Below are 22,837 nucleotides of genomic sequence, written 5' to 3'. Positions count from 1 at the left end.
AGCCGTGCCCGCGTCGCGACTCGGAGGGCGTCCCGGTGCTGCCATAGGGTGGGCGCATGCCCGAACTGCCCTCGCTCGACGAACTCATGTCCGCGGCCGTCTCCGGCGTCGGCGGCGTCCCGCGGCCGGGGCAGTCGACGATGGCGAACGCCGTCCAGGAGGCCATCGAGCGCGACGAGCACCTGCTCGTGCAGGCGGGTACGGGTACGGGAAAGTCGCTGGCCTACCTCGTGCCCGCGATCCGTCACGCGTTCGAGGTGAACAAGCCGGCCATCGTGGCCACGGCGACGCTCGCCCTCCAGGCGCAGATCGTCGATCGCGACATGCCGCGCCTCGCCGACGCGCTCGAACCGCTGCTCGGGCGCCGGCCCACGTACGCGCTCGTCAAGGGGCGGCGTAACTACCTGTGCCAGCACAAGCTCACCGGTGGCTACCCGGACGACGACGAGGGCACGCTCATGGGCGTCGGCCAGGTCGACGAACACGCCGGACGCACCGGCCGGGAGGTCGTGCGCCTGCGGGAGTGGGCCGACGAGACCGAATCCGGCGACCGCGACGAACTCGTGCCCGGCGTGTCCGAGAGGGCGTGGCGCCAGGTCTCCGTCTCGAGCCACGAGTGCCTCGGCAGCAAGTGCCCCGTCGTCGAGGACTGCTTCGTCGAAATGGCGCGCGCCGACGCGAAGGAGGTCGACGTCGTCGTGACGAACCACTCCTTCATGGCGATCGACGCCTTCGAGGGGCGCCAGATGCTGCCCGAGCACGACCTGCTCGTCGTCGACGAGGCCCACGAGCTCGTCGACCGCGTCACCGCGACCATCACCGACGAACTGACGACCGGAACGATCAACGCGGCCGCCAAGCGCTGTGGCCGCCTCGCCGAGACCGACGACCTCAAGCGCGGGGCCGAGGTGCTGGGCGAGGCACTCGAGCAACACCAGGAAGGGCGGCTGCTCGGAGTCTCCGACGTTCTCGAGGCGGCCCTGCGCACGATTCTCGACGCCTCACGTTCCATCGCCTCGGAACTGAAGCCGAAGAACCCGCAGGACAACGACGGCGTTCGCCAGATGGCTCGAGCCGCGATCGACGAGATCTTCGAGACGTGCGAACGCATCCTCGAGGAGCGGGAGCTCGACGTCCTGTGGGTCTCCCACAACCAGCGCACCGGCGTCTCCGCGCTGCGTGTCGCGCCGATGAGCGTGGCCATGCTCATGCGGGACAAGATCTTCGGTGAGCGATCGGTCGTCATGACGTCGGCCACCCTCGAACTCGGTGGCTCGTTCGACGCCGTGGCCGGAACCCTCGGCCTTCGCGGAGCGGGCGGCCCGCAGTGGAAGGGCCTCGACGTCGGCTCGCCGTTCGACTACCCCAAGCAGGGCATCGCCTACGTCGCCCAGCACCTTCCTCCGCCCGGGCGTGACGGACTCTCACCGCAGGCCCTCGACGAGATCGAGACGCTCGTGCGCGCGGCCGGTGGACGCACGCTCGGCCTCTTCTCCTCGATGCGCGCCGCCCAGGCCGCCGCCGAGGCGATGCGGGAGCGCTTCGGCGACGAGATTCCCGTGCTGTGCCAGGGCGAGGACCAGATGGGCACCCTCGTGCGCACCTTCGCCGCCGACGCCCGCACGTGCCTCTTCGGCACGCTGACGCTGTGGCAGGGCGTCGATGTGCCCGGAAGCAGCCTCCAACTCGTCATCATCGACCGCATCCCGTTCCCGCGACCGGACGACCCCCTCGCCTCGGCTCGCTCGCAGGCCATCGCGAAGATGGGCGGCAACGGGTTCATGGCCGTCTCGGCCACCCACGCCGCGCTGCGCCTCGCGCAGGGCGCCGGGCGCCTCATCCGGCACACCGACGACCGTGGCGTCGTCGCGTTCCTCGACTCGCGCATGATGACGGCCCGCTACGCCGGTTTCCTCCAGCGCTCGTTGCCGCCGTTCTGGCCGACCACCGATCGTGCGCTCATCCTCAAGGCGCTCGCTCGTCTCGACGAGAACGCCCCGGACGTCACCCCTCCGCCGGCGGCCGGTACGCGCTCGACGAAGCAGCCGTCGGTTCCCAGCCCCTCGTCGAGTTCCGTCCGCGCGTCGGGCGCTTCGTCGGCGTCCTCGGCAGCGTCGTCGGGGTTATCGGCAGGTTCCTCGGCGGACGCGAAGGAGCGGGCGCTCGCCGCCGCAGCGGCAGCCGGCGTCAGCGGAATGGGGACGGCCAGCGCCATCAAGGCACCGACCAAGCCGACGCCGCCTCCGGTCGACGACACGGCCCGAACCGCCGTCACCGGCGGCGAGGCGTGGACGGCGGAGTCCGACGAGGAACTGCGCGAGGGCGTCAGCATGGGCCTGTCAGCCGAAGAGCTGGCCGACCACCTCGAACTCTCGGCGGAGTCGGTGCTCGCCCGTTGCGCGCAACTCGGCATCCGCCCGGCGGGGGAGTGACGTTCGCTGTGAGCAGCATGACGATCGGGGTGTTCGTCTCGCGAGGTGTGCTTCCCACGTCGCTGGTGCACCGGTCGGCGCCCCGGTTGTCGGTGGCCGGTGAGAGGCTGACGCCATGAACGAATCGTCGGCGCTGCCTCAGCTGGTGCTCATCACCGGCCCCGAGCGCGTGCTCGCGCAACGAGCGCTCTTGCACGTGCTCGAGGCGCTCGGTTCGAGCCACCCCGACGCGGAGGTCATCCGCCTCGACGCGCTCGAGTACGAGCCGGGCCGGCTGACGATGGACCTGTCGCCGAGCCTGTTCGGCGGGCACCGCGTCGTCGTCGTGCGCGACCTCGACGAGGCCACCGATCCGCTCGTCGACGAACTCTCCGACGTGCTCAAGCACCCGCTCGACGACGCGCACCTCGTCGTCCTCCACAAGGGTGGTAACCGCGCCAAGCGTGTCCTCGACGCGATGAAGAAGGCGAAGGCGCACGTCATCGAGGCGCCGGCCATGAAGTCGGACCGCGACAAGTCGGCCTTCATCACGAACGAGTTCCGTATCGCGCGCCGCAAGATCACCCCCGAGGCCGTGCGGGCGTTGCTCGAGGCAGCGGGCAAGGACACATCGGAGCTGGCTGCGGCGTGCAAGCAACTCGTCGACGACACGACGGGCGTGGTCGACGAGAACGTCGTCGCCACCTATCACTCGGGCAAGGTCGAGGCCACGGGCTTCCGGGTTGCCGACGCCGCCATCGCCGGCAATGCTCCCGAAGCGCTTCGACTCCTGCGTCACGCGTTCGCCTCCGGGCTCGACCCGGTTCCGGTCGTGGCGGTCCTCGCCTCACAGCTGCGGCAGGTTGCCAAGGTGGCCACCGCCGGGGGAGGACGCAGCGCTGAACTCGCCAAGCAGCTCGGTATGCCCCCGTGGCAGATCGATCGTGCCCGCGGCGCGTCGCGCGGCTGGGACGGCGTCAGGCTCGGCCGCGCGATTCAGACCGTGGCTGCGGCCGACTTCGCCGTCAAGGGCGGCGGGCGCGATCCGCAGTACGCCGTCGAGCGCGCCGTGCTCGAGATCTGCAAGCAGCGTCACGCGCCGCCCGAGCGAGGCTGAAGCTGGTCGGACGCCGAGCGCTTCGGCCGATTGCGTGCCCGCGGGGTCCGGCTGGTAAGTTTGGACGAGTGCGTGTGGGCTCAGGTCGTGCGCACACGCAAGCAGTAACCAGCGGTCTCTCATCGCCAGGTGTCCCCACGCCATATCCGAGAGGCCGACTGTCGCCCTCACGACAGAATCATTCGACCGAAGAAGTGAGTTTTCGTGGCAAACATCAAGTCGCAGATGAAGCGGATCAAGACGAACGCTGTTCGTACGGAGCGCAACAAGTCCTACAAGGCTGAGCTGCGTACCTGGATCCGCAAGTTCCGCGCCGAGGTCGAAGCCGGTAACAAGGACGCCGCTACCACGGCCCTTGCTGCCGCTTCGAAGAAGCTGGACAAGGCTGTCTCCAAGGGAGTCATCCACAAGAACCAGGCCGCCAACAAGAAGTCGGCCATGGCGAAGCAGCTCAACAACCTCTGAGTTCTTCCATGAGTCCTCACGAGGACTCAGCACGACGAAGGGTCGTCACCGTCCGCGGTGACGACCCTTCGATGTTGAGCGGGGACCGCGGCACAGGTGCCGCGTTTCCGAGGCAACATCGAAGGTCGCCAGAGCCCGGTGCCCGGGCGGCGACGGCGGCTGCTGACATAATGACGGGCGAACAATCCGGCGTCGCGCTGACGCCGTACGACGCGAGTGAGGTACTTCCTTGAGCGACACCGAGCACGGCCACCGCTACACCGCCGAACTGGCGGGGCAGATCGAGAAGCAGTGGCAGGACGTGTGGGAGGAGCAGGGAACCTTCGAGGCCCCCAACCCCACGGGGCCGTGGGCCGACCCGCAGGGCGTGGCCGAGCGCGAGAAGGTCATGATCCAGGACATGTTCCCCTACCCCTCCGGTGCGGGACTGCACGTCGGGCACCCGCTCGGCTACATCGCCACCGACGTCTACGCGCGCTACCAGCGCACCCAGGGCAAGAACGTCCTCTACACCCTCGGTTACGACGCGTTCGGCCTGCCGGCGGAGCAGTACGCCGTCCAGACCGGCCAGCACCCGCGCAAGACGACCGAGGACAACATGGTCAACATGCGTCGCCAGCTGCGTCAGCTCGGGCTGTCGCACGACATGCGTCGCACCTTCGCCACGATCGAGCCGTCCTACTACAAGTGGACGCAGTGGATCTTCCTGCAGATCTTCAACGCCTGGTACGACGAGGACGCGGGTAAGGCCCGTCCGATCGACACGCTCGTCGAAGCCCTCGAAAGTGGTCGCGTCGCCACGCCGGACGGCCGCGCATGGGCCGAACTGGACGCCACCGAGCGCGCCGCTGCCGTCAACGCCCGTCGCCTCGCGTACAAGTCGGACGCTCCGGTCAACTGGTCGCCCGGCCTCGGCACCGTCGTGGCAAACGAGGAGGTGACGGCCGACGGCCGCACCGAGCGCGGCAACTTCCCGGTCTTCAAGCGCAATCTGCCGCAGTGGATGATGCGTATCACCGCCTACGCCGACCGCCTCGTCGACGACCTCGAGCGCCTCGACTGGCCGGAGTCGATCAAGCTGCAGCAGCGCAACTGGATCGGTCGCAGCAACGGCGCGAGCATCCGCTTCGACGTCGAGAACCACGAGGGCGCTCAGCTCGAGGTCTTCACGACGCGCCCCGACACGATCTTCGGCGCGACGTTCATGGTGGTCGCCCCGGAGCATCCGCTCGTCGACACGCTCGTGCCAGACACGTGGCCCGAGGGCACGAAGGACGCGTGGAGCGGGGGCGCGACCAGCCCGCGCGAGGCCGTCGACACCTATCGTCGTGAGGCCTCCCGCAAGAGCGACCTCGAGCGTCAGACCGGCGAGAAGGGCAAGACCGGTGTCTTCACCGGTGCCTTCGCCACGAACCCGGTGACGGGTCGACGCATGCCCGTCTTCGTCGCCGACTACGTCCTCATGGGCTACGGCACCGGCGCCATCATGGCCGTGCCCGCGCAGGACGAGCGCGACTGGGACTTCGCGGCCGCGTACGACCTCGACGTCATCCGCACCGTGCAGCCGTCCGAGGGCCACCCGGAGAACAAGCCGTTCACCGGCGCGGGCGTCGCCATCAACTCGGCCACCTCGGGCCTCAGCCTCGACGGGCTCGGCATCGAGGACGCCAAGGTCAAGATCATCGAGTGGCTCGAGGCGAACGAGCGCGGAAGCGGCACGACGACCTACCGCCTGCGCGACTGGCTGTTCAGCCGCCAGCGCTACTGGGGCGAGCCCTTCCCGGTGGTCTACGACGAGAACGGCGAGGCGCACGCCCTGCCGGAGTCGATGCTGCCGGTCGAACTGCCCGACGTCGCGGACTACTCGCCGAAGACCTACGACCCGGAGGACGCCCAGTCCATGCCGGAGTCGCCCTTGTCGCGTGCGAGCGAGTGGGTGAGCGTCGAGCTCGACCTCGGTGACGGTCGCAAGACGTACACGCGCGAGACGAACACCATGCCCAACTGGGCCGGTTCGTGCTGGTACGAACTGCGTTACGCAGACCCCGCAAACGACGAGCGCTTCGTCGACACGGGCTGTGAGGAGTACTGGCTCGGCAAGGGCCGCGGCTTCGGCAAGGGCGTCGCGAACGACCCGGGCGGCGTCGACCTCTACGTCGGCGGCGCCGAGCACGCCGTCCTGCACCTGCTGTACGCGCGTTTCTGGCACAAGGTGTTGTTCGACCTCGGCCTCATCTCGAGCGAGGAGCCATTCCGCAAGCTCTACAACCAGGGCATGGTGCAGGCCTATGCGTACCGTGACGGGCGCGGCCAGCCTGTGCCGGCTGCCGAGGTCACCGAGCGCGAGGTCGACGGCGAGACGGTGTTCGAGTGGCAGGGCGAGCGCGTCACCCGTGAGTACGGGAAGATGGGCAAGTCGCTCAAGAACGTCGTCACGCCGGACGAGATGTGCGACGCGTTCGGCGCCGACACCTTCCGCGTCTACGAGATGTCGATGGGCCCCCTCGACGCGTCGCGTCCGTGGGAGACCCGTGCCGCCGTCGGCTCGCAGCGCTTCCTGCAGCGTCTGTGGCGCAACGTCGTCGACGAGGGCAGCGGCGAGGTCACCGTCACCGATGCGCCGATGGATGACGCCACGAAGCGCGCACTCCACCAGACGATCGACGCGGTGAGCGCCGACTTCGAGAACCTGCGTTTCAACACGGCGGTCGCTCGACTCATCGAGCTCAACAACACGCTGACGAAGCTCGACGCCGTGCCGCGCGAGGCGGCCGAGGCGCTCGTGCTCATGACGGCGCCGCTGGCCCCGCACATCGGTGAGGAGCTGTGGAAGCGCCTGGGTCACGACACGACGCTGGCGTTCGAGCCGTTCCCGGTCGCCGACCCGGCGTTCCTCGTGCAGGACACCGTTGTGGCCGTCGTCCAGGTGGCCGGCAAGGTGCGCGATCGTCTCGACGTCGCCGCCGACATCAGCGAGGCCGACCTCGAGGCCGCAGCCATGGCGAGCGAGCGCGTGCAGTCGTTCCTCGAGGGCAAGACGGTTCGCAAGGTCATCGTCCGAGCTCCCAAGCTCGTCAACATCGTCGCGAACTGATGGCTGCGCGACGACGGGACGCCCCTCGCGTGGGCGTCGTCACGGACTCGACGGCGTGCCTGCCGGACGAGCTCGTGGCGGCGCTCGGCGGGACGCTCGCCGTCGTGCCGCTGACCGTGACGATCGACGGGCGCTCGCTCGTCGAGGGTGAGGGCGTCACCGGGGAGACGGTGGCCCAAGCCGAAGAGAACGAGCGGGAACTGTCGACGGCCCGGCCGGCGCCTGCGCGCATGGTCGAGGCGTACGAGTACCTCGCGGGTCAGGGCTGCACCGAGATCGTCTCCGTTCACGCGGCGGCCCAGCTGTCGTCCACGGTGAGTTCGGCGCGCCTCGCGGCGGCCGAATCGCCTGTGCCCGTCTCCGTCGTGGACTCCACGACGATGGGCATGGCGATGGGTTTTGCGGCGCTCGCCGGGGCTCGTTCGGCCGTGCGCGGTGAAGGCTTCGCCGCGGTCGAAGAGGTCATCCGTTCCGTGGCGACGACGTCGCGCACGGCGCTCTACGTCGACTCGCTGGAACCGCTGCGCCGCGGTGGTCGCGTCGGTCGGGCCGGTGCCCTTCTCGGCTCCGCGCTGTCGATCAAGCCGCTGCTGCGCCTCGAGGACGGGGTGATCGAGCCCTTGGCACGCGTGCGAACGACGGGCAAGGCCATCGAACGCCTGGGGCGGTGGGCGCTCGCGGAGGCGCGGGCCCTCGGACCGGGCCCGGTCGTCTGCGCCGTGCACTCCGTGACGCGACAGGACCTTGCCAAGCGACTCACGGGGCTCCTCACGGAAACGGCGGAGAAGGACACTGACGGAGCAGAGCCGGTGACCTGGGCAGAACCCATCGTGCAGGCACCGCTGGCCGCCGCCGTCACGGCGCACATCGGCAGCGGAGCGATCGGCGTGGCCGTGGCCCGGATGCCGGAGGATTCGTCGGGGGCCGACCCGAACGGGGAAACCGACGCCGCGTGACGGTCTGATTCCGTCGTGGGCCCGGTGCGCCGTGTCCGAGCTTTCATCCACAGGCGTGATGCCTGCGCATGACCCCGAACTGTCGCAGCAGGCGCTTCCACAGGCTCAAGCGGCGCAGGATGGTGTTCACTCCGGAGGCCTTCGTAGCGTCACGCCATGACGACTCGACACGACAGCGACGACCGGCTCGACGAAGTGCTCGCGGAGATCGAACGGGCACGTCGCGAACCCGCGTGGACCCCTGAGCCGGAGCGCACGCCCCGACGGCTCATCCGCCCTCCTGCTCCGCTCGACGAGGCTCGCTGGGCGCCGTCACGCACGGCCGTTGTCGTGGTTGCACTGTGTGCACTGCTCGCTGCTCTCGTCTTCGGGGTGCGTGTCATGCTCACGCCGGACACATCGAGCGCCGCAACAGGCTCTTCAGCCAAACCGCTGCAGGTCGCGGGTCGTGCCACAGTGTCGAGCACCCCATCGGGCGCTGCCGCGGCGCCCACGAACGCTGCCTCGACAGCGGCCACCCCCGCCGCGGCGGCGTCGCCGTCGGCGCTCAACATCCACGTCGTCGGGGCGGTGCGCACTCCCGGCGTCGTCACGGTCACACCGGGCGCCAGGGTCGAGGACGCCGTCAGGGCAGCCGGTGGGCTGAAGGGAGCCGATGCTTCCGGCATCAATCTCGCGCGGCCACTCGCCGACGGAGAGCAGGTCATCGTGCCGAGGCCGGGGGAGTCCCCGCCGGTTCCCAGCCCGCCCGCGGCTCCGGCGGGTGGTCAACCGTCAGCGGGTGCAGCGGCCATCACACCGGGAACCCCGGGGGCCTCTGCAGGGGCGTCCGCCCTCGTTAATCTCAACACGGCCGACGCGGCCGCGCTCGACACCCTGCCCGGAGTGGGACCGGTCCTCGCGCAGAGAATCCTCGACTGGCGCACGGAACACGGCCGATTCTCGAGCGTCGAGGAGTTGGGTGAGGTCAGCGGCATCGGTGACAAGGCCCTGGAGCGGCTGCGCTCCAAGGTCACGGTGTGAGGAGCGAGCACGACCTCCGGCTGCTCGGCGCGGCATGTTGTGGCTGGGGCGTGCTCGCCGTGTTGCTCGCACTACGAGCCTCGGCCACCGAGGTCGTCGTGGTGGCGCTCGCCGCCGCAGCGCTGGGGGGAGCACTGTTCCTGTCGCGGGTTCGGCGCGCGCTCGTCGTGGGCGTTGCCTTCTGTGCGGTCGTCACGGCGCTGATCGCCACGGCGGCCGGAGGACAACTCGCTCACCAACGTCAGGGGCCGCTCGCCGAGTTGGCGGCCGAACGAGCCAGCGGAACGTTCGAGGCCGTCGTCACGGGGCAACCCCGCGCCCTTGAACCTAAGGGGCCGGGCGCTGCGGAGACGCGGTATCTCGTTCCCCTCACCGTGCACCGAGTCCAGGCCCGTGGAACGCGGGTCGACGTGGCGACGCCGGTTGTCCTGATCGGTGACGGACGGTGGCGGACCGTGCCGTGGAGAGCTCGGCTCGATGTGAAGGGCAGACTCGCGCCCTCGGAACGGCTCGGGTCTGCCCAGGCGCTGCTCGTGGCGCGCGGTGGACCTCGTGTCCTTGACGGGTCGCCACCGGTCATCGCACAACTCGAAGTCTTGCGCCGGGGTCTGTCGCACGCGGCTCGAAACCTCCCGGACGACCCGCGCGGCCTCGTGCCGGCTCTCGTCGTCGGTGACGTCGCCGCGATCCCGGCCGAGTTGAACGACGACATGAGCGTCACGGGCATGTCGCACCTCAACGCGGTGAGCGGGTCGAACGTCACCATCGTGCTCGTCGCGGCGTCGTGGTGTCTGTCCTGGTGTGGTCTGCGTCGGCGCGCCCGCACAGTGGTGGCTCTTCTTGTCGTCCTCCTCTACGTGCTCGTGTGCCATCCGGATCCGAGCGTTGTCCGTGCCGGAGCGATGGGCATCGTCGGCTTGCTCGGCACGTCGTGGGGCAGACCGAAAGCTGCCTGCCCGGCGCTCGGGGCGGCCATCACGCTGCTCCTCATGTGGGATCCGTGGCTCGCCGTGAGTGCGGGGTTCGCGCTCTCGGCGCTCGCCACGCTCGGCCTCGTGCTCTTCGCGAAGCGATGGGCGAACGCCCTGACGGAACGGTTGCCGCAAACGCCGTCGTCGAAGCTGACCCACGCGATCGAACTGTGTCTCATTCCCGTCGCCGCCCAGGCGCTGTGCTTGCCCATCCTCGTGGCGCTGAGTGGTGCCGTGTCGCTCGTTTCCCTGCCAGCGAACGTTCTCGCGGAGCCCTTCGTCGCACCGGCCACGCTCGCGGGGATGGTCGTTCTGCTCGTGGCACCACTCGTCCCGGCTCTGGCCGATCTGCTCGTGTGGGCGGCGGGTCTTCCCGCCTGGGTCATTTCCACGATTGCCCACGTCGCCGCGTCCGTGCCAGGGGGCTCGTTGCCGTGGCCGAGCGGGGCGCCCGGCATCGTGCTGGCCGTCGTCCTCCTCGCGGCGCTCCTGTTCGGGTGGCGAATCGTCCCGTGGCTCGGCCTTCGAGGGTGGGCATTCGTCACGTTGGTGGCGCTCGTCCCCGCGGCCCTGTGGCTTCCGATCCCCGGAGAGGGACGCGCAGATCCGGGGTGGCTGTATGCCCAGTGCGACGTCGGGCAGGGAGATGCCGCCTTGGTACGCACCGGTGAGCAGGCGGCGATCCTCGTCGACACCGGACCCGAGGAAGGGGACGTCACCGGGTGCCTCGATCGTCACGGCGTGACGCGTGTGGACGCCGTCGTGCTCACGCACCTGCATGCCGACCACGTCGATGGTCTGGGGGCCGTACTCGAGCGGCAGCCGTCGGTCGAGGTCTTCGTGACGTGGCTGACGAGCCACAGCTCGAGCCCTCGTGGTGGCCGAGGGGAGAGGGATGCCGATGCCCAGACGAGGCAGGTGTTGCGCCGTTACGGGAAGGTTGCGCAACGCCTCGCACCGGGTCAGCAGGTCCGTGTCGGTGACGCCGTGCTCGACGTCCTCTGGCCGCGCCGAGCGTTGGCGGCGGGTTCGCCGGTCAACAATGCTTCCCTCGTGCTCGATGTGGCGACGCCGAGCGTGCATGCGCTCATGCTCGGCGACGTCGAACGGGAGGCGCAGGCCGCGTGCATCGGGGAGGTGACGCGCCGAGCAGCGTCGCGTCCCTACGACCTCGTCAAGGTCGCTCACCACGGCAGCGCGAACCAGAGTGCCGGGCTCTATCGGGCGGCTTCGGCGCGGGTCGGCCTCATCGGGGTGGGGGAGGGCAACGATTACGGACACCCGAAGGAATCGCTCCTGTCGTTACTCGCCCAGAGCGGAACAGCCGTCTACCGAACGGACCTTTCAGGAGACCTCGACGTCGTACCCGTCGGTAGATCGCTCACGGTCGAACCGCAGAGATGACACCGGTGAGAGTCGCAGGAGATTCCACTCGCGAGCCGGAGGGAACCGGCTACAGGTTCGGCAGAGCGTCGGTTGCTTCCCGCAGCGCGTCGAGGGTGGCCTTGACCGCCGGCACACGCTGGAGGTCGGGCGTGGTGACAGCCTGAACCGAACGACGGCTCGCCGGCTCGATGGCGATGGTGGCCACGCGGGGGTGCTGGGTCGAACGCAGGATGAGCTCCGGGATGAGGGCCACGCCCAACCCCTCGGCCACGAGTCCGAGCACGGTGACGTAGTCCTCGGTCTCGAACGCGACGTCAGGGGTGTAACCCGCCGAGGTGGCGAGCGAGAGCAGGTGGCCCCGGCAGCGCGGGCATCCGGCGATCCACGACGCGGACTCGAGCTCCTCCATCGACACGGAGCCCCTTCCGGCGAACGGGTGATCGGCCGGTACGGCGAGGCGCACCTCGTCCTCGAGCAGGTCGAGCGTGGTGAGCCCCTCGAGATCCTCCGCGTGTGCCGCGATCTCGTCGCCGTCGTAGGAGAACGCGACTGCAACATCGCAATCTCCCGCCCGAAGCGCCGCGAGTGACTCCGGCGGCTCCGCTTCCGCGAAGGTGACCTGAACGTCGGGGTAGCGCTGCTTGACGAGCGACAGCGCTCGTGGGACGACGGTCGACGAGGCCGAGGGGAAGGCCATGAGGCGCACTCGTCCCGCCCTCAGGCCGGCGATCGAGGCCACTTCGCCCTCCGCCGCCTCGAGAGCGGCGAGCACCGGAGTGGCTGTGCGGGCGAGCACGTGGCCCGCCTCGGTCAGACGCACCGAACGTCCGAGGCGCTCGACGAGAGCCGTGCCCGTCTTGTCCTCCAAGCGGCGCACCATCTGGGACACGGCAGGCTGGGAGTAGCCCAGGGAAGCAGCGGCAGCGGTGAAGCTACCCTCCTGGGCAATGGCTTTCATGACCCGAAGGCCGGCGGCGTCGATCATCCGTAGAGAATAACCCGGCGTTATCGGATGTTGTAGTTTCTATCGATTGTCGAATGAGGGGCCACCTGTGACTGCAGAGTTGGCGGAGTTCGTCGCGCAGGGCGACCTGTTCGTGCTCACCGGGGCGGGTCTCTCGACCGAGTCGGGCATTCCCGACTACCGCAAGCCTGACGGCACCCGCCGAACGGTTCCCATGACGTTCCAGCAGTTCCTCAGCGGGGACGACGCGCGCCGACGCTACTGGGTTCGCAGCGCCGTCGGGTGGGAACGTTTCGCCGCGGCTCGGCCCAACGGCGGCCACCACGCTGTTGCAGCCTTGCAGCGCGCAGGTCTCGTGCAACACCTCGTGACGCAGAACGTCGACGGTCTTCATGCGGCCTCCGGAGCGGACGCCCTCGAACTGCACGGTTCGCTCTCCTCGGTGCAGTGCGTCGAGTGCGGCAGCCGCTCGAATCGAGCCGAGTTCCAGGGGCGCATCCGCGACGCCAACCCGAACCTCCCGCGCGACGTGGCCCTGTTGGCCGACGGAGACGCCGAGGTTGCCCGGAGTGCAGAGGATGCGTTCGTCCTCGTGGCCTGTCCGCACTGTGGTTCGCTCGTCGTTAAGCCCGACGTCGTGATGTTCGGCGAGAGCGTGCCCACCGCGACGGTTGAGCACTGCTACGCGCAGCTCGAACTGTCACGGGCGGTTCTCGTTCTCGGAAGTTCGCTCAAGGTGATGTCGGGCTTCCGGTTCGTCTCGGCCGGGCTCAAGGCGGGCAAGCCCGTGGCCCTGGTCGGTCTGGGAAGCATGCGCGGTTCGGAGCGCGCCGATCTCGTGCTGCACGAACCGCTTGGTGCCACCCTCACCGCGACATGCGAACGCCTCGGCCTGCAGGTGCAGACCGAGGCGAACGCGACGACGTGAGGGTGGGCGAGAGTCAGACGCTGCGCAGCACCGCCGTGACCTTGCCCATGATGCTGGCTTCGTCGCCGTCGATCGGCTCGTAGTTCTCGTTCGCGGGCAGGAGCCACGTCTTGCCGTTCGTGCGCTTGAACGTCTTCACGGTGGCCTCGCCGTCGAGCAGCGCAGCCACGATCTCACCGTTGGACGCCTCCGGCTGCTGGCGCACGACGACCCAGTCGCCGTCGCAGATGGCGGCTTCGATCATCGAGTCGCCGACAACCTTGAGCAGGAACAGTTCGCCGTCACCGACGATCTGACGGGGGAGGGGGAACACGTCCTCGACGGCCTGCTCGGCCAGGATCGGCCCGCCGGCGGCGATGCGTCCGACGACGGGGACGAAGGAGGCCTGCGGACGCTCGTTGCCCGAGTCGGTCTCGTCGTACGTGCTCTCGGACGCTGCACGCACCGAGGTGCCTCCGCGGTAACCGCGGGTGTCGGCGCCGTCGTCGGGGGAGACGACCTCCATGGCGCGAGGGCGGTTGGGGTCGCGACGCAGGTAACCCTTGCGCTCGAGCGTGGCGAGCTGGTGTGCGACGGAGCTCGGGCTCGTCAGCCCGACGGCCTCACCGATCTCGCGCAGACTCGGCGGGTAACCGCGCTCGTCGACCGAGCGCCGGATGACGGTGAGCACTTTCTGCTGGCGCGGGGTCAGTTTGCCCTTCGCGCGGTTGTTCATGGAGTGGACCTCACCCATGGCGTCTCCTCACATCGACGAAAACAGTGATCTCGCGGACGCGGACCTCGGTGCGGAGCCCTGATTCTCCCCGGAATTCCGGGGTTGTCGGTGGCCGCTGATTCGGTGTGAGCGTTCGGGATCAACGTAGGCACCACCGTACACAGTTTTCGCAAACATGTACGAGAAACACGCCGCCGACGGCCTTGCTTTCGAACGTTTGTGTCGTACAGTTGTTCTATCGCACGGATGTTCGATGCATCCGCGCCGAGTCAGGAGGAATGAACATGAGTGCTGTGCCCAGTCTGGACGTCCCGGCGGTCGCGCCGAGCCCCCGTCGTCACCTGCACCTCGTTCCGTCGGGGCCTGCGGTCGTCGATTCCCTCGAGGGTGGTCGTAGCGCGCGGCGCGCCCCGTTGACGCGTCGTGCCGTTCTCGCTCGCCGTCGCTTCGCTGCCCTTCTGGCGCTTCTGATTCTCGTCGGCGGTGGCCTCCTTGCGGCCAAGGCCGTGGCCGAAGCTAACCCTGCCGGTGGCGCGACGTCGGTCACGGTGAAGGACGGGGAGACCCTTTCTCAGATCGCCGCTCGTGAGCTGCCGTCCTTGCGTAACGACCGTGGTGTGGTGGCCATCCAGGAGGCCAACAACATGAGCTCGATGCACGTTCAGGCCGGCCAGCGAATTCTCGTTCCGGCAGGCTGAGCGGCCCCCTCGGCGTGTCGCTGGGGCGAGCCGCACATCTTTTCCGCGTCATTGCTGGGGTTGGTGCGCCGGGTTTGCCGACACGGTTGCGAGCGGTCGCCAACGCAACCTAGGATTCCTAGATGTAGGGCACAGGCGCCCTAATGCCCCCAACATGTGGTTGTTTGCGGAAGAGTTCCCGCGATGCCGGTGTTGGGGTTCATACCGTCACGAGGCGGTGGAATCCTGCGATCGAGAGGCGTGGCACGTGCACTGTCCCTTCTGCCGCAACGCCGACTCCCGTGTGGTCGACTCCCGTTCGACCGAGGACGGCACCTGCATCAAGCGTCGCCGCCAGTGCCCCGACTGCGGCAAGCGTTTCTCCACCGTCGAGACCGCGAGCCTCACGGTCGTCAAGCGCTCCGGTGTGAGCGAACCCTTCTCTCGCGACAAGGTCATGTCGGGCGTGCGCAAGGCCTGCCAGGGCCGCCCGGTTTCCGACGATCAGCTCGCCGTCCTCGCTCAGCAGGTGGAGGAGTCGATCCGCTCCAAGGGGGCTGCGGAGATCGACGCCCACGATGTCGGCATCGAGATCCTCGGCCCGCTGCGCGAACTTGACCACGTCGCGTACCTGCGGTTCGCGTCCGTCTACCAGGCCTTCGAGTCACTGACTGACTTCGAGGACGCCGTCGCCGACCTGCGCAGGCACGCTCTGCGCGACGCCGGCTGAGCTCCACAGACTCACCCCCTACTTCACGACACACCACACCAAACCCACGAGAAGTGCCAGGAGGCATGCGGTCATGACCGAGACCACGAAGGCTCGAGCCAAGTCGGGTCGCCGGAACAACGGCGTCACGATCGAGCGGATCTTCACCACCCCGGGCGTCCACCCCTACGACGCGGTGACCTGGGAGCTGCGTGACGTCGTCCAGCAGAACTGGAAGACCGGCGAGACGATCTTCGAGCAGCGTGGTGTCGAGTTCCCCGACTTCTGGTCGCTCAACGCCTCCACCATCGTCACGACGAAGTACTTCCGTGGCGCGCTGGGGTCGGACGCTCGCGAGAAGTCGCTCAAGCAGCTCATCGACCGCGTCGTGCTCACGTACACGAAGGCCGGCAAGGACAACGGCTACTTCGCGTCCGACGCCGACGCCGAGATCTTCGAGCACGAGCTCACGTACGCCTTGCTGCACCAGGTCTTCTCGTTCAACTCGCCGGTGTGGTTCAACGTGGGTACGGCGAGCCCGCAGCAGGTCAGCGCGTGCTTCATCCTGTCCGTCGACGACTCGATGGACTCGATCCTCAACTGGTACAAGGAAGAGGGCTTCATCTTCAAGGGCGGCTCCGGTGCCGGCCTCAACCTCTCGCGTATCCGTTCCTCGAAGGAGCTGCTGTCCTCCGGTGGCACCGCCTCCGGCCCGGTCTCGTTCATGCGCGGCGCCGACGCCTCGGCAGGCACCATCAAGTCCGGCGGCGCCACGCGTCGTGCGGCCAAGATGGTCGTCCTCGACGTCGACCACCCGGACATCGAGGAGTTCATCGAGACGAAGGCGCGCGAGGAGGACAAGATCCGTGCGCTGCGTGACGCCGGTTTCGACATGGACCTCGGTGGCCGCGACATCGTCTCCGTGCAGTACCAGAACGCGAACAACTCCGTTCGTGTCAGCGACGAGTTCATGAAGGCCGTCGTGGACGGCACAACCTTCGGCCTGCGTGCCCGTGACACGGGTGAGGTCATCGAGTCGGTCGACGCCCGCGAGCTGTTCGACAAGATCAACAAGGCCGCGTGGGAGTGCGCCGACCCGGGTGTGCAGTACGACGACACGATCAACGCGTGGCACACGAACCCGGAGACGGGCCGCATCACGGCGTCCAACCCGTGCTCGGAGTACATGTCGCTCGACAACTCCAGCTGCAACCTGGCCTCGCTCAACCTCCTGAAGTTCCTCAAGGACGACGACACGTTCGACGCCGTCACCTTCCAGAAGGTCGTCGAGCTCGTCATCACGGCGATGGACATCTCCATCTGCTTCGCCGACTTCCCGACGGAGTCCATCGGCAAGACGACGGTCGACTACCGCCAACTCGGCATCGGTTACGCCAACCTCGGTGCGCTCCTCATGGCCACCGGCCACGGCTACGACTCGGACGGCGGCCGTGCGCTGGCCGGTTCCATCACGTCGCTGCTCACGGGTGCCGCCTACAAGCGCTCCGCCGAGATGGCTTCCGTCGTCGGACCGTACGCCGGTTACGCCCGCAACGCCGACGCTCACAACCGCGTCATGCGCAAGCACCGTGCCGCGAACGACGAGCTCGCCTCGCACAAGGACATGGGCGCCATGGCCAGCGACATCCACGCGCTCGCGACGAAGGCCTGGGCCGACGTCGTCGAGAACGGTGAGAAGGGCGGCTTCCGCAACGCGCAGGCCTCCGTCCTCGCGCCCACCGGCACCATCGGCTTCATGATGGACTGCGACACCACCGGTATCGAGCCGGACTTCTCGCTCGTGAAGTTCAAGAAGCTCGTCGGCGGCGGTTCGATGCAGATCGTCAACCAGACGATTCCGCGCGCGCTGAAGAAGCTCGGCTACCAGGAAGAGCAGATCGAGGCGATCGTCGAGCACATCGCCGACAAGGGCCACGTCATCGACGCTCCCGGCCTCAAGCCGGAGCACTACGAGGTCTTCGACTGCGCCATGGGTGCGCGCGCCATCTCCCCGATGGGCCACGTCCGCATGATGGCCGCCTGCCAGCCGTTCCTGTCGGGTGCTATCTCCAAGACGGTCAACCTGCCGGAGTCGGCCTCGGTCGAGGACATCGCCGAGGTGCACCTCGAGGGTTGGAAGCTCGGTCTCAAGGCCATCGCCGTCTACCGTGACAACTGCAAGGTCGGCCAGCCGCTCTCGTCGGGCAAGAACGAGAAGAGCTCCGAGCCCGCGACGGCCACGGAGACCGTCGCCGAGACGCCGGTCGAGAAGATCGTCGAGTACCGCCCCGTGCGCAAGCGCCTGCCGAAGCGTCGCTCGTCGCAGACGACGTCGTTCGCCGTGGGTGGCGCGGAGGGTTACCTCACCGCCGGCACGTACGAGAACGGCGATCTCGGTGAGCTTTTCCTCAAGTTCGGTAAGCAGGGTTCGACGCTCGCCGGTGTCATGGACGCGTTCTCCATCGCCGTGTCGATCGGCCTGCAGTACGGCGTGCCGCTCGAGACGTTCGTCGAGAAGTTCACGAACCTGCGCTTCGAGCCGGCCGGTATGACGGACGACCCGGACGTGCGTATGGCGCAGTCGATCATGGACTACGTCTTCCGCCGCCTGGCGCTCGACTACCTCGACTTCGACACGCGTTCTTTCATGGGCATCCACACAGCCGAGGAACGCGCTCGCCAGCTCGAGACCGGCTCCTACACGCCGACCGAGAGCGACGACGAGCCGTTCGACGCCGAGTCCAACTCGCAGTCCGTCGCCCCGGCGGCGGCACGCGGTGAGCGTCCGGCAGCTGCCACCTCCACGGAGGAGCACGCCGACGAGGTGAAGTCCGGTTCCGGTGCGGCCTCCGCCCGTGAGGTCGGCTCCGAGATCCACAGTTCGGCCGAGCTCATCGAGAAGTTCCAGGGCAAGGCAGCCGACGCCCCGATGTGCATGACCTGCGGCACGAAGATGCGTCCCGCCGGCTCCTGCTACGTCTGCGAGGGCTGCGGAAGCACCTCCGGCTGCAGCTGATCGCTCAGCCCTGATCGAGTGCGGGGCGTCGTCCTTCGGGGCGGCGCCCCGCGCTCGTCTTATTTCGTGAGATGCGTCGGCGTCCGCGGCGCCCGGTGCTGTCTCATGATGTGAGCAGCCCGCGATCTCATTGGCGGGCGCAACCGCCACACCGGAAAGGAACTCTCCCTGTGAAGGCACTGCTGCTCGAGAACGTCCACCCCCTCGGAGAGTCCTTGCTCCGTGATGCCGGTTTCGAGGTCGAGACCCGCGTCGGGGCTCTCGACGAGGACGAGCTCATCGAGGCGCTCGAGGGGGTTCAGCTGCTCGGCATCCGCTCCAAGACCGAGGTGACGGCCCGCGTCCTCGAGAACGCGCCGAGCCTCGAGGCCATCGGAGCCTTCTGCATCGGCACGAACCAGATCGACCTCGCCGTGGCAGCGCAGAAGGGCGTCGTCGTGTTCAACGCGCCGTTCTCCAACACGCGCTCGGTCGTCGAGCTCGCCATCGCCGAAATCATCATCATGGCCCGCCGTCTCACCGAGAAGGACCGCGCGCTGCACGACGGAGTCTGGTTCAAGGACGCCAAGGGCAGCCACGAGGTGCGCGGTCGCCGCCTCGGCATCGTCGGGTACGGCAACATCGGTTCCCAGCTGTCCGTCGTCGCCGAGATGCTCGGTTTCAAGGTCTACTTCTACGACACCGACGACAAGCTCGCGCTCGGAAACGCCACGCGGTGCAGCTCCCTCGAGGAGCTGCTGTCGGTCGCCGAGGTCGTCACGCTCCACGTCGACGGTCGCTCCGGCAACGCCGGCTTCTTCGGCGCCGAGCAGTTCGCAGCCATGCGTCCGCGGGCGCTGTTCCTCAACCTCTCGCGCGGCTTCGTCGTCGACTACGACGCGCTCAAGACGCACCTCGAGTCCGGTCACATCGCCGGTGCGGCCGTTGACGTCTTCCCCGAGGAGCCCAAGTCGAAGGGCGAACCGTTCAACTCGCCCTTGCAGGGCCTCGCGAACGTCGTCCTCACCCCGCACATCGGCGGCTCGACCGAGGAGGCGCAGGAGGACATCGGTCGCTTCGTCGCCGCGAAGCTGCGCGACTACATCCAGCGCGGTTCGACGACGCTCAACGTCAACCTGCCCTCGCTCAACCTGCCCGAGCGTCCCGGCCAGCACCGCCTCATCCACTTCCACCAGAACCTCCCCGGCGTCCTGGCCCGGATGAACGGCATCCTCGCCGAGCACGGCGTCAACATCGAGGGCCAGATGCTCGACACCTCGGCCGAGAGCGGCTACGTCGTCACCGACGTCGTTTCCCAGCTGCCCGAGGCGCTGCTCGACCAGCTGCGGTCGATGCCGGAGACGATCCGTCTGCGCGTCGTCAACTGAGGAGCCTGACGAGGCGCCCCGGGCCTTCCGCCGTGCGGCGAAGCGCCCGGGGAACGCCCGAGGACCGGAGGAGTCGGACGGGCGTTCCATGTCGTGCTGCGACGTAGGATGGATTCCGCTGCCTCGGTGACGAGACCTCACCTCGAGGCCGCGTACGAAGCCTTCACGACGAACGGACGACAGGTAGCCGATGGACGTGCACGCGCCGCAGCCTGACGCAGCGGAAGCCGCTCAGCGTCGGCTCGACCTCGCCCGGTGGGCGAGCACGTTCGACCTCATGCGAGCTCGGGCCGAAGCGGATCCGGTGTTCGTCGGGTCCTGGCACCAGCTCGACGCCCTCGCTCCCGTGCGGTGCGGCGAGGCGCGTGAGTTCATCGCCGACATGATGCGCTCGCCGAACGTCGACCTCTTCACGTCCCGTCTGGAGGAGTGGGCCGCTCGTCCCGGCCCGTACTCGGCTGCCGTGTCGCTGGCACGGCACTGGCTGCCGCGCGTCGTTGCCCATTGTGAGGGCCGACGCAGTGAACTCGAGGCGGCACTTGCCTGGGCGCTGCACACGCCCACGTCCTACGACGAAGCCACGGCCGCGATCCGTCTCGTCGAGGAGACCGTGGGGGGAGCAGGCCCGGACCTTTCACGCATTCCGTCGGTGCTGTCGCTCATGTGGGCCACGGACACGGAGGCCGACTGGCCGATCCTGTGGCCGGGTGGATCGGACACGTTCCAGACCCTGGGATGGATGGGGCGTCATCTCACCCACGCGGAGCGCTACGTCGCGTTCGTCGACCTCGCACGTGCCTTCGCGCCCGGGCAGTCGCACATCGCCCAGCGTGTCGTCAGCCACCTCGGTGACGACCCCTCGTTCGTCGGCTTCGGCGAGGCACTGCCCGCCCTCACGGAGGAAGCCGCTCGCCTGCACGCCACGTACACCCCCGGTGTCGGCTACGCCGCCGCCGAGGACGAGGCACGCGCTGCCTCCCTTGCGCTGCAGCTGCGTGGTCACGCCGCTCTCGTCGCGCGCACCCTGCACAAGGCGCTCGAGCGTGTCACCGGCGTCGACCTCGCGGAGACGAGCCTGCAGACTCGTACCGACACGACGGCACGCGCCGCGTACCGCTGTGACTCGCACACGACGTGGCTGCTGCCTGCGAGCAGCGGTGGCGCACCCGGCATCCGGGTCTGGCTCACGCGCTCCGGCATCGCCGTCGGTCTGGTCTCCGGGTGGGAGGGCGCCTCGAGCTCCGCGCGTCACGAAGCGCTCGGCACGCGCCTCGACGGTGCCCTACCCGAAGGCCTCGAGTTCATTCATGTGGCGCCCACCTCGTCGTCGGACCGTCTGCGTCCGACGGGCGACACCTACGAGGGCGGCGACGTCTTCGTGGGGCGCTGGTTCCCGCATCCCGAAGGAGTGGGACGCATCGACTTCGGCGACGAGATCGAGGAGACGGTTCGCCGTCTCATGCCGCTCGTCGACATCATGCGTGGCGCCGACACACGCGGCGCCGGCGTCGACGAGGAACTCGCCGTCGCCCTGCGCACGTTCCTCGCCGAGCGTCCGTACCCGGCCGAGCGCGACCAGTGGCACATCGAACGACGCCGTGAGTTCGCCGCGTCGTTGGAGCCCGAGGCGCTCGCGGCGTTCGACCTCGCGACGTTCCGGCGCATCGTCGCCGGGGGAGCATACGGCCCCACCGGCACGCACTCGGTCCTCGACGCCCGCCTCGCCGCGCTCGATGCGCAGGGCCTGGAGAACCTCTCGCGCACCCTGACGCACCTGCTGTGGGGCGAAGGCGACGACGCCGACCGCATCGACGCGGCCCTCGCGCCCACGAACTCCGACGACGTGGCACTCGACGAGTCCGTCGTCATGAAGCTTCTCGCCATCGCGCACCCGCACCGCTACCTGCCCGTCTACGCGATGGCCGGACGCGATGGCAAGGTGGCCATGGCGCAGGCCCTCGACGTGTCGCTGCCGCGCCGCCGTGAGCTCTCGCGCGGACGCCTGCACGTCCTCGCGGGCGATCGCCTGCGTGCCAAGCTCGAGCCCCTCCTGCCCGCCGATCCGTGGGGTCAGGCCCAGTTCGCCCACTGGCTGCTGCGCACCGGTGAGTCGAGCATCGACCCCGAGCGCGACCTGCTCGCCGAGGCCGCCGACGACCTGCTCGTCGACGAGGAGTTCGTCCGCGAGATCGACGGCCTGCTCAAGGACAAGAAGCAGGTCATCTTCTACGGCCCGCCCGGTACCGGCAAGACGTTCATGGCTCAGCGCTTCGCCGCCGCGCTCCAGCCGGACCCCGCCAAGCGCGCCATCGTCCAGTTCCACCCCTCGACCTCCTACGAGGACTTCTTCGAGGGCTATCGCCCGCGCCTCGACGCCGGCGGCGCGATGGTCTACGAACTGCGCAAGGGCCCGCTGGCGCTGCTCGCCGAGGCGGCCGAGGCCGACCCGACGACGCCGCACGTCATGATCATCGACGAGATCAACCGCGCCAACCTGCCGCGCGTCTTCGGTGAACTGCTCTTCCTGCTCGAGTACCGCTCCCACTCGGTCATGACGAGCTACCGCCCCGACGAAGGCTTCCAGCTGCCGACGAACCTGTACTTCATCGGCACGATGAACACGGCCGACCGGTCCATCGCGCTCGTCGACGCGGCGCTGCGTCGTCGCTTCCACTTCCTGCCGTTCATGCCGCACGAGGGTCCGATGGAGGGACTGCTCGCGCGCTGGCTCGCCAAGAACGACGGCCCCGTGTGGGTGGCCGGTCTCGTCGACCGCGTGAACGACGAACTGCGTCAAATCCTGCGCGGCCCGCACCTGCAGATCGGTCACAGCCATTTCATGTCGACCGATCTCGACGACGAGAAGCTGCGCCGTGTGTGGCAGTACGGCATCTACCCGTTCATCGAGGACCAGCTCTACGGCCGCGAGGATGTGCTCGCCACGTTCTCGTGGGACGCCGTCGAGGCGCGCCACGGCGAAGCCGCTCGTGCGGAGGCCGCTTCCGACAGCGCCACGGCGCGCGACGGCGGATGACCGA

At 68.6% G+C, this 22,837-nt stretch carries 15 protein-coding genes; 13 read left to right on the top strand and 2 right to left on the bottom strand.

The genetic code is table 11. The features are described from left to right. Positions 1–56: 56 nt before the first annotated feature. From H7F30_RS12520 to H7F30_RS12490, 7 genes are all read left to right on the top strand, one after another. The gene (locus H7F30_RS12520; RefSeq protein ID WP_187035481.1) at positions 57–2,432 is read left to right on the top strand and encodes an ATP-dependent DNA helicase; all 2,376 of its coding nucleotides are present in this window, start codon (positions 57–59) and stop codon (positions 2,430–2,432) included. 115 nt (positions 2,433–2,547) lie between these two features. After that, a complete protein-coding gene (gene holA, locus H7F30_RS12515) occupies positions 2,548–3,528 on the top strand; it encodes a DNA polymerase III subunit delta (RefSeq protein WP_187035480.1) in 981 nt (326 codons plus the stop codon). 204 nt (positions 3,529–3,732) lie between these two features. Then, positions 3,733–3,993 carry a 30S ribosomal protein S20 gene (gene rpsT, locus H7F30_RS12510; RefSeq protein WP_047311410.1) on the top strand — a complete coding sequence of 87 codons (261 nt, stop codon included), beginning with the start codon at positions 3,733–3,735 and terminating at the stop codon, positions 3,991–3,993. A gap of 229 nt (positions 3,994–4,222) precedes the next feature. After that, entirely contained in the window at positions 4,223–7,087 is a 2,865-nt protein-coding gene (gene leuS / locus H7F30_RS12505; protein WP_187035478.1) for a leucine--tRNA ligase, read from the top strand. Between the two features lie 29 nt (positions 7,088–7,116). Then, positions 7,117–8,043 carry a DegV family protein gene (locus H7F30_RS12500; protein WP_187035476.1) on the top strand — a complete coding sequence of 309 codons (927 nt, stop codon included), beginning with the start codon at positions 7,117–7,119 and terminating at the stop codon, positions 8,041–8,043. 156 nt (positions 8,044–8,199) lie between these two features. Beyond that, positions 8,200–9,066: a ComEA family DNA-binding protein gene (locus H7F30_RS12495; RefSeq protein ID WP_255464832.1), complete on the top strand. Its 867-nt coding sequence runs from the start codon at positions 8,200–8,202 to the stop codon at positions 9,064–9,066. Continuing rightward, complete coding sequence (locus H7F30_RS12490; RefSeq protein ID WP_187035474.1) at positions 9,063–11,441, top strand: ComEC/Rec2 family competence protein; 2,379 nt, start codon at positions 9,063–9,065, stop codon at positions 11,439–11,441. Before H7F30_RS12495 ends, H7F30_RS12490 begins: the two co-directional genes overlap by 4 nt. A 49-nt stretch (positions 11,442–11,490) precedes the next feature. Here the strand turns inward: H7F30_RS12490 and H7F30_RS12485 are convergent, their stop codons facing one another. Continuing rightward, positions 11,491–12,408, bottom strand: coding sequence for a LysR family transcriptional regulator (locus H7F30_RS12485; RefSeq protein WP_129662984.1), 918 nt, complete (start codon positions 12,406–12,408; stop codon positions 11,491–11,493). A 67-nt stretch (positions 12,409–12,475) separates the two neighbouring features. On the opposite strand from H7F30_RS12485, the gene H7F30_RS12480 reads away from it, so the two are divergent. After that, the gene (locus H7F30_RS12480; RefSeq protein ID WP_187035472.1) at positions 12,476–13,315 is read left to right on the top strand and encodes a Sir2 family NAD-dependent protein deacetylase; all 840 of its coding nucleotides are present in this window, start codon (positions 12,476–12,478) and stop codon (positions 13,313–13,315) included. 13 nt (positions 13,316–13,328) lie between these two features. On the opposite strand, the gene lexA is transcribed toward H7F30_RS12480, so the two are convergent. Beyond that, a complete protein-coding gene (lexA, locus tag H7F30_RS12475; RefSeq protein ID WP_047311416.1) occupies positions 13,329–14,048 on the bottom strand; it encodes a transcriptional repressor LexA in 720 nt (239 codons plus the stop codon). 266 nt (positions 14,049–14,314) lie between these two features. Here lexA and H7F30_RS12470 point away from each other — a divergent pair, with 266 nt between their 5' ends. The 5 genes from H7F30_RS12470 (at position 14,315) to H7F30_RS12450 (ending at position 22,833) form a co-directional block, all read left to right on the top strand. Beyond that, positions 14,315–14,728, top strand: coding sequence for a LysM peptidoglycan-binding domain-containing protein (locus H7F30_RS12470; protein WP_187035470.1), 414 nt, complete (start codon positions 14,315–14,317; stop codon positions 14,726–14,728). A gap of 247 nt (positions 14,729–14,975) precedes the next feature. After that, positions 14,976–15,437 carry a transcriptional regulator NrdR gene (gene nrdR, locus H7F30_RS12465; RefSeq protein WP_047311683.1) on the top strand — a complete coding sequence of 154 codons (462 nt, stop codon included), beginning with the start codon at positions 14,976–14,978 and terminating at the stop codon, positions 15,435–15,437. Positions 15,438–15,510: 73 nt separating this feature from the next. After that, positions 15,511–18,432, top strand: a complete 2,922-nt coding sequence (locus tag H7F30_RS12460; RefSeq protein WP_129662990.1) for a vitamin B12-dependent ribonucleotide reductase — start codon at positions 15,511–15,513, stop codon at positions 18,430–18,432. A gap of 170 nt (positions 18,433–18,602) precedes the next feature. Then, entirely contained in the window at positions 18,603–19,799 is a 1,197-nt protein-coding gene (gene serA / locus H7F30_RS12455) for a phosphoglycerate dehydrogenase (protein ID WP_129662992.1), read from the top strand. Between the two features lie 196 nt (positions 19,800–19,995). Continuing rightward, a complete protein-coding gene (locus tag H7F30_RS12450; protein ID WP_222617808.1) occupies positions 19,996–22,833 on the top strand; it encodes an McrB family protein in 2,838 nt (945 codons plus the stop codon). The last annotated feature ends 4 nt before the right edge of the window (positions 22,834–22,837 follow it).

Origin of the sequence: Dermacoccus sp. PAMC28757, assembly GCF_014302635.1 — a bacterium.
In the GTDB taxonomy this organism is placed as follows: domain Bacteria; phylum Actinomycetota; class Actinomycetes; order Actinomycetales; family Dermatophilaceae; genus Dermacoccus; species Dermacoccus abyssi.
This window is presented reverse-complemented; position numbering and strand designations above follow the sequence as displayed.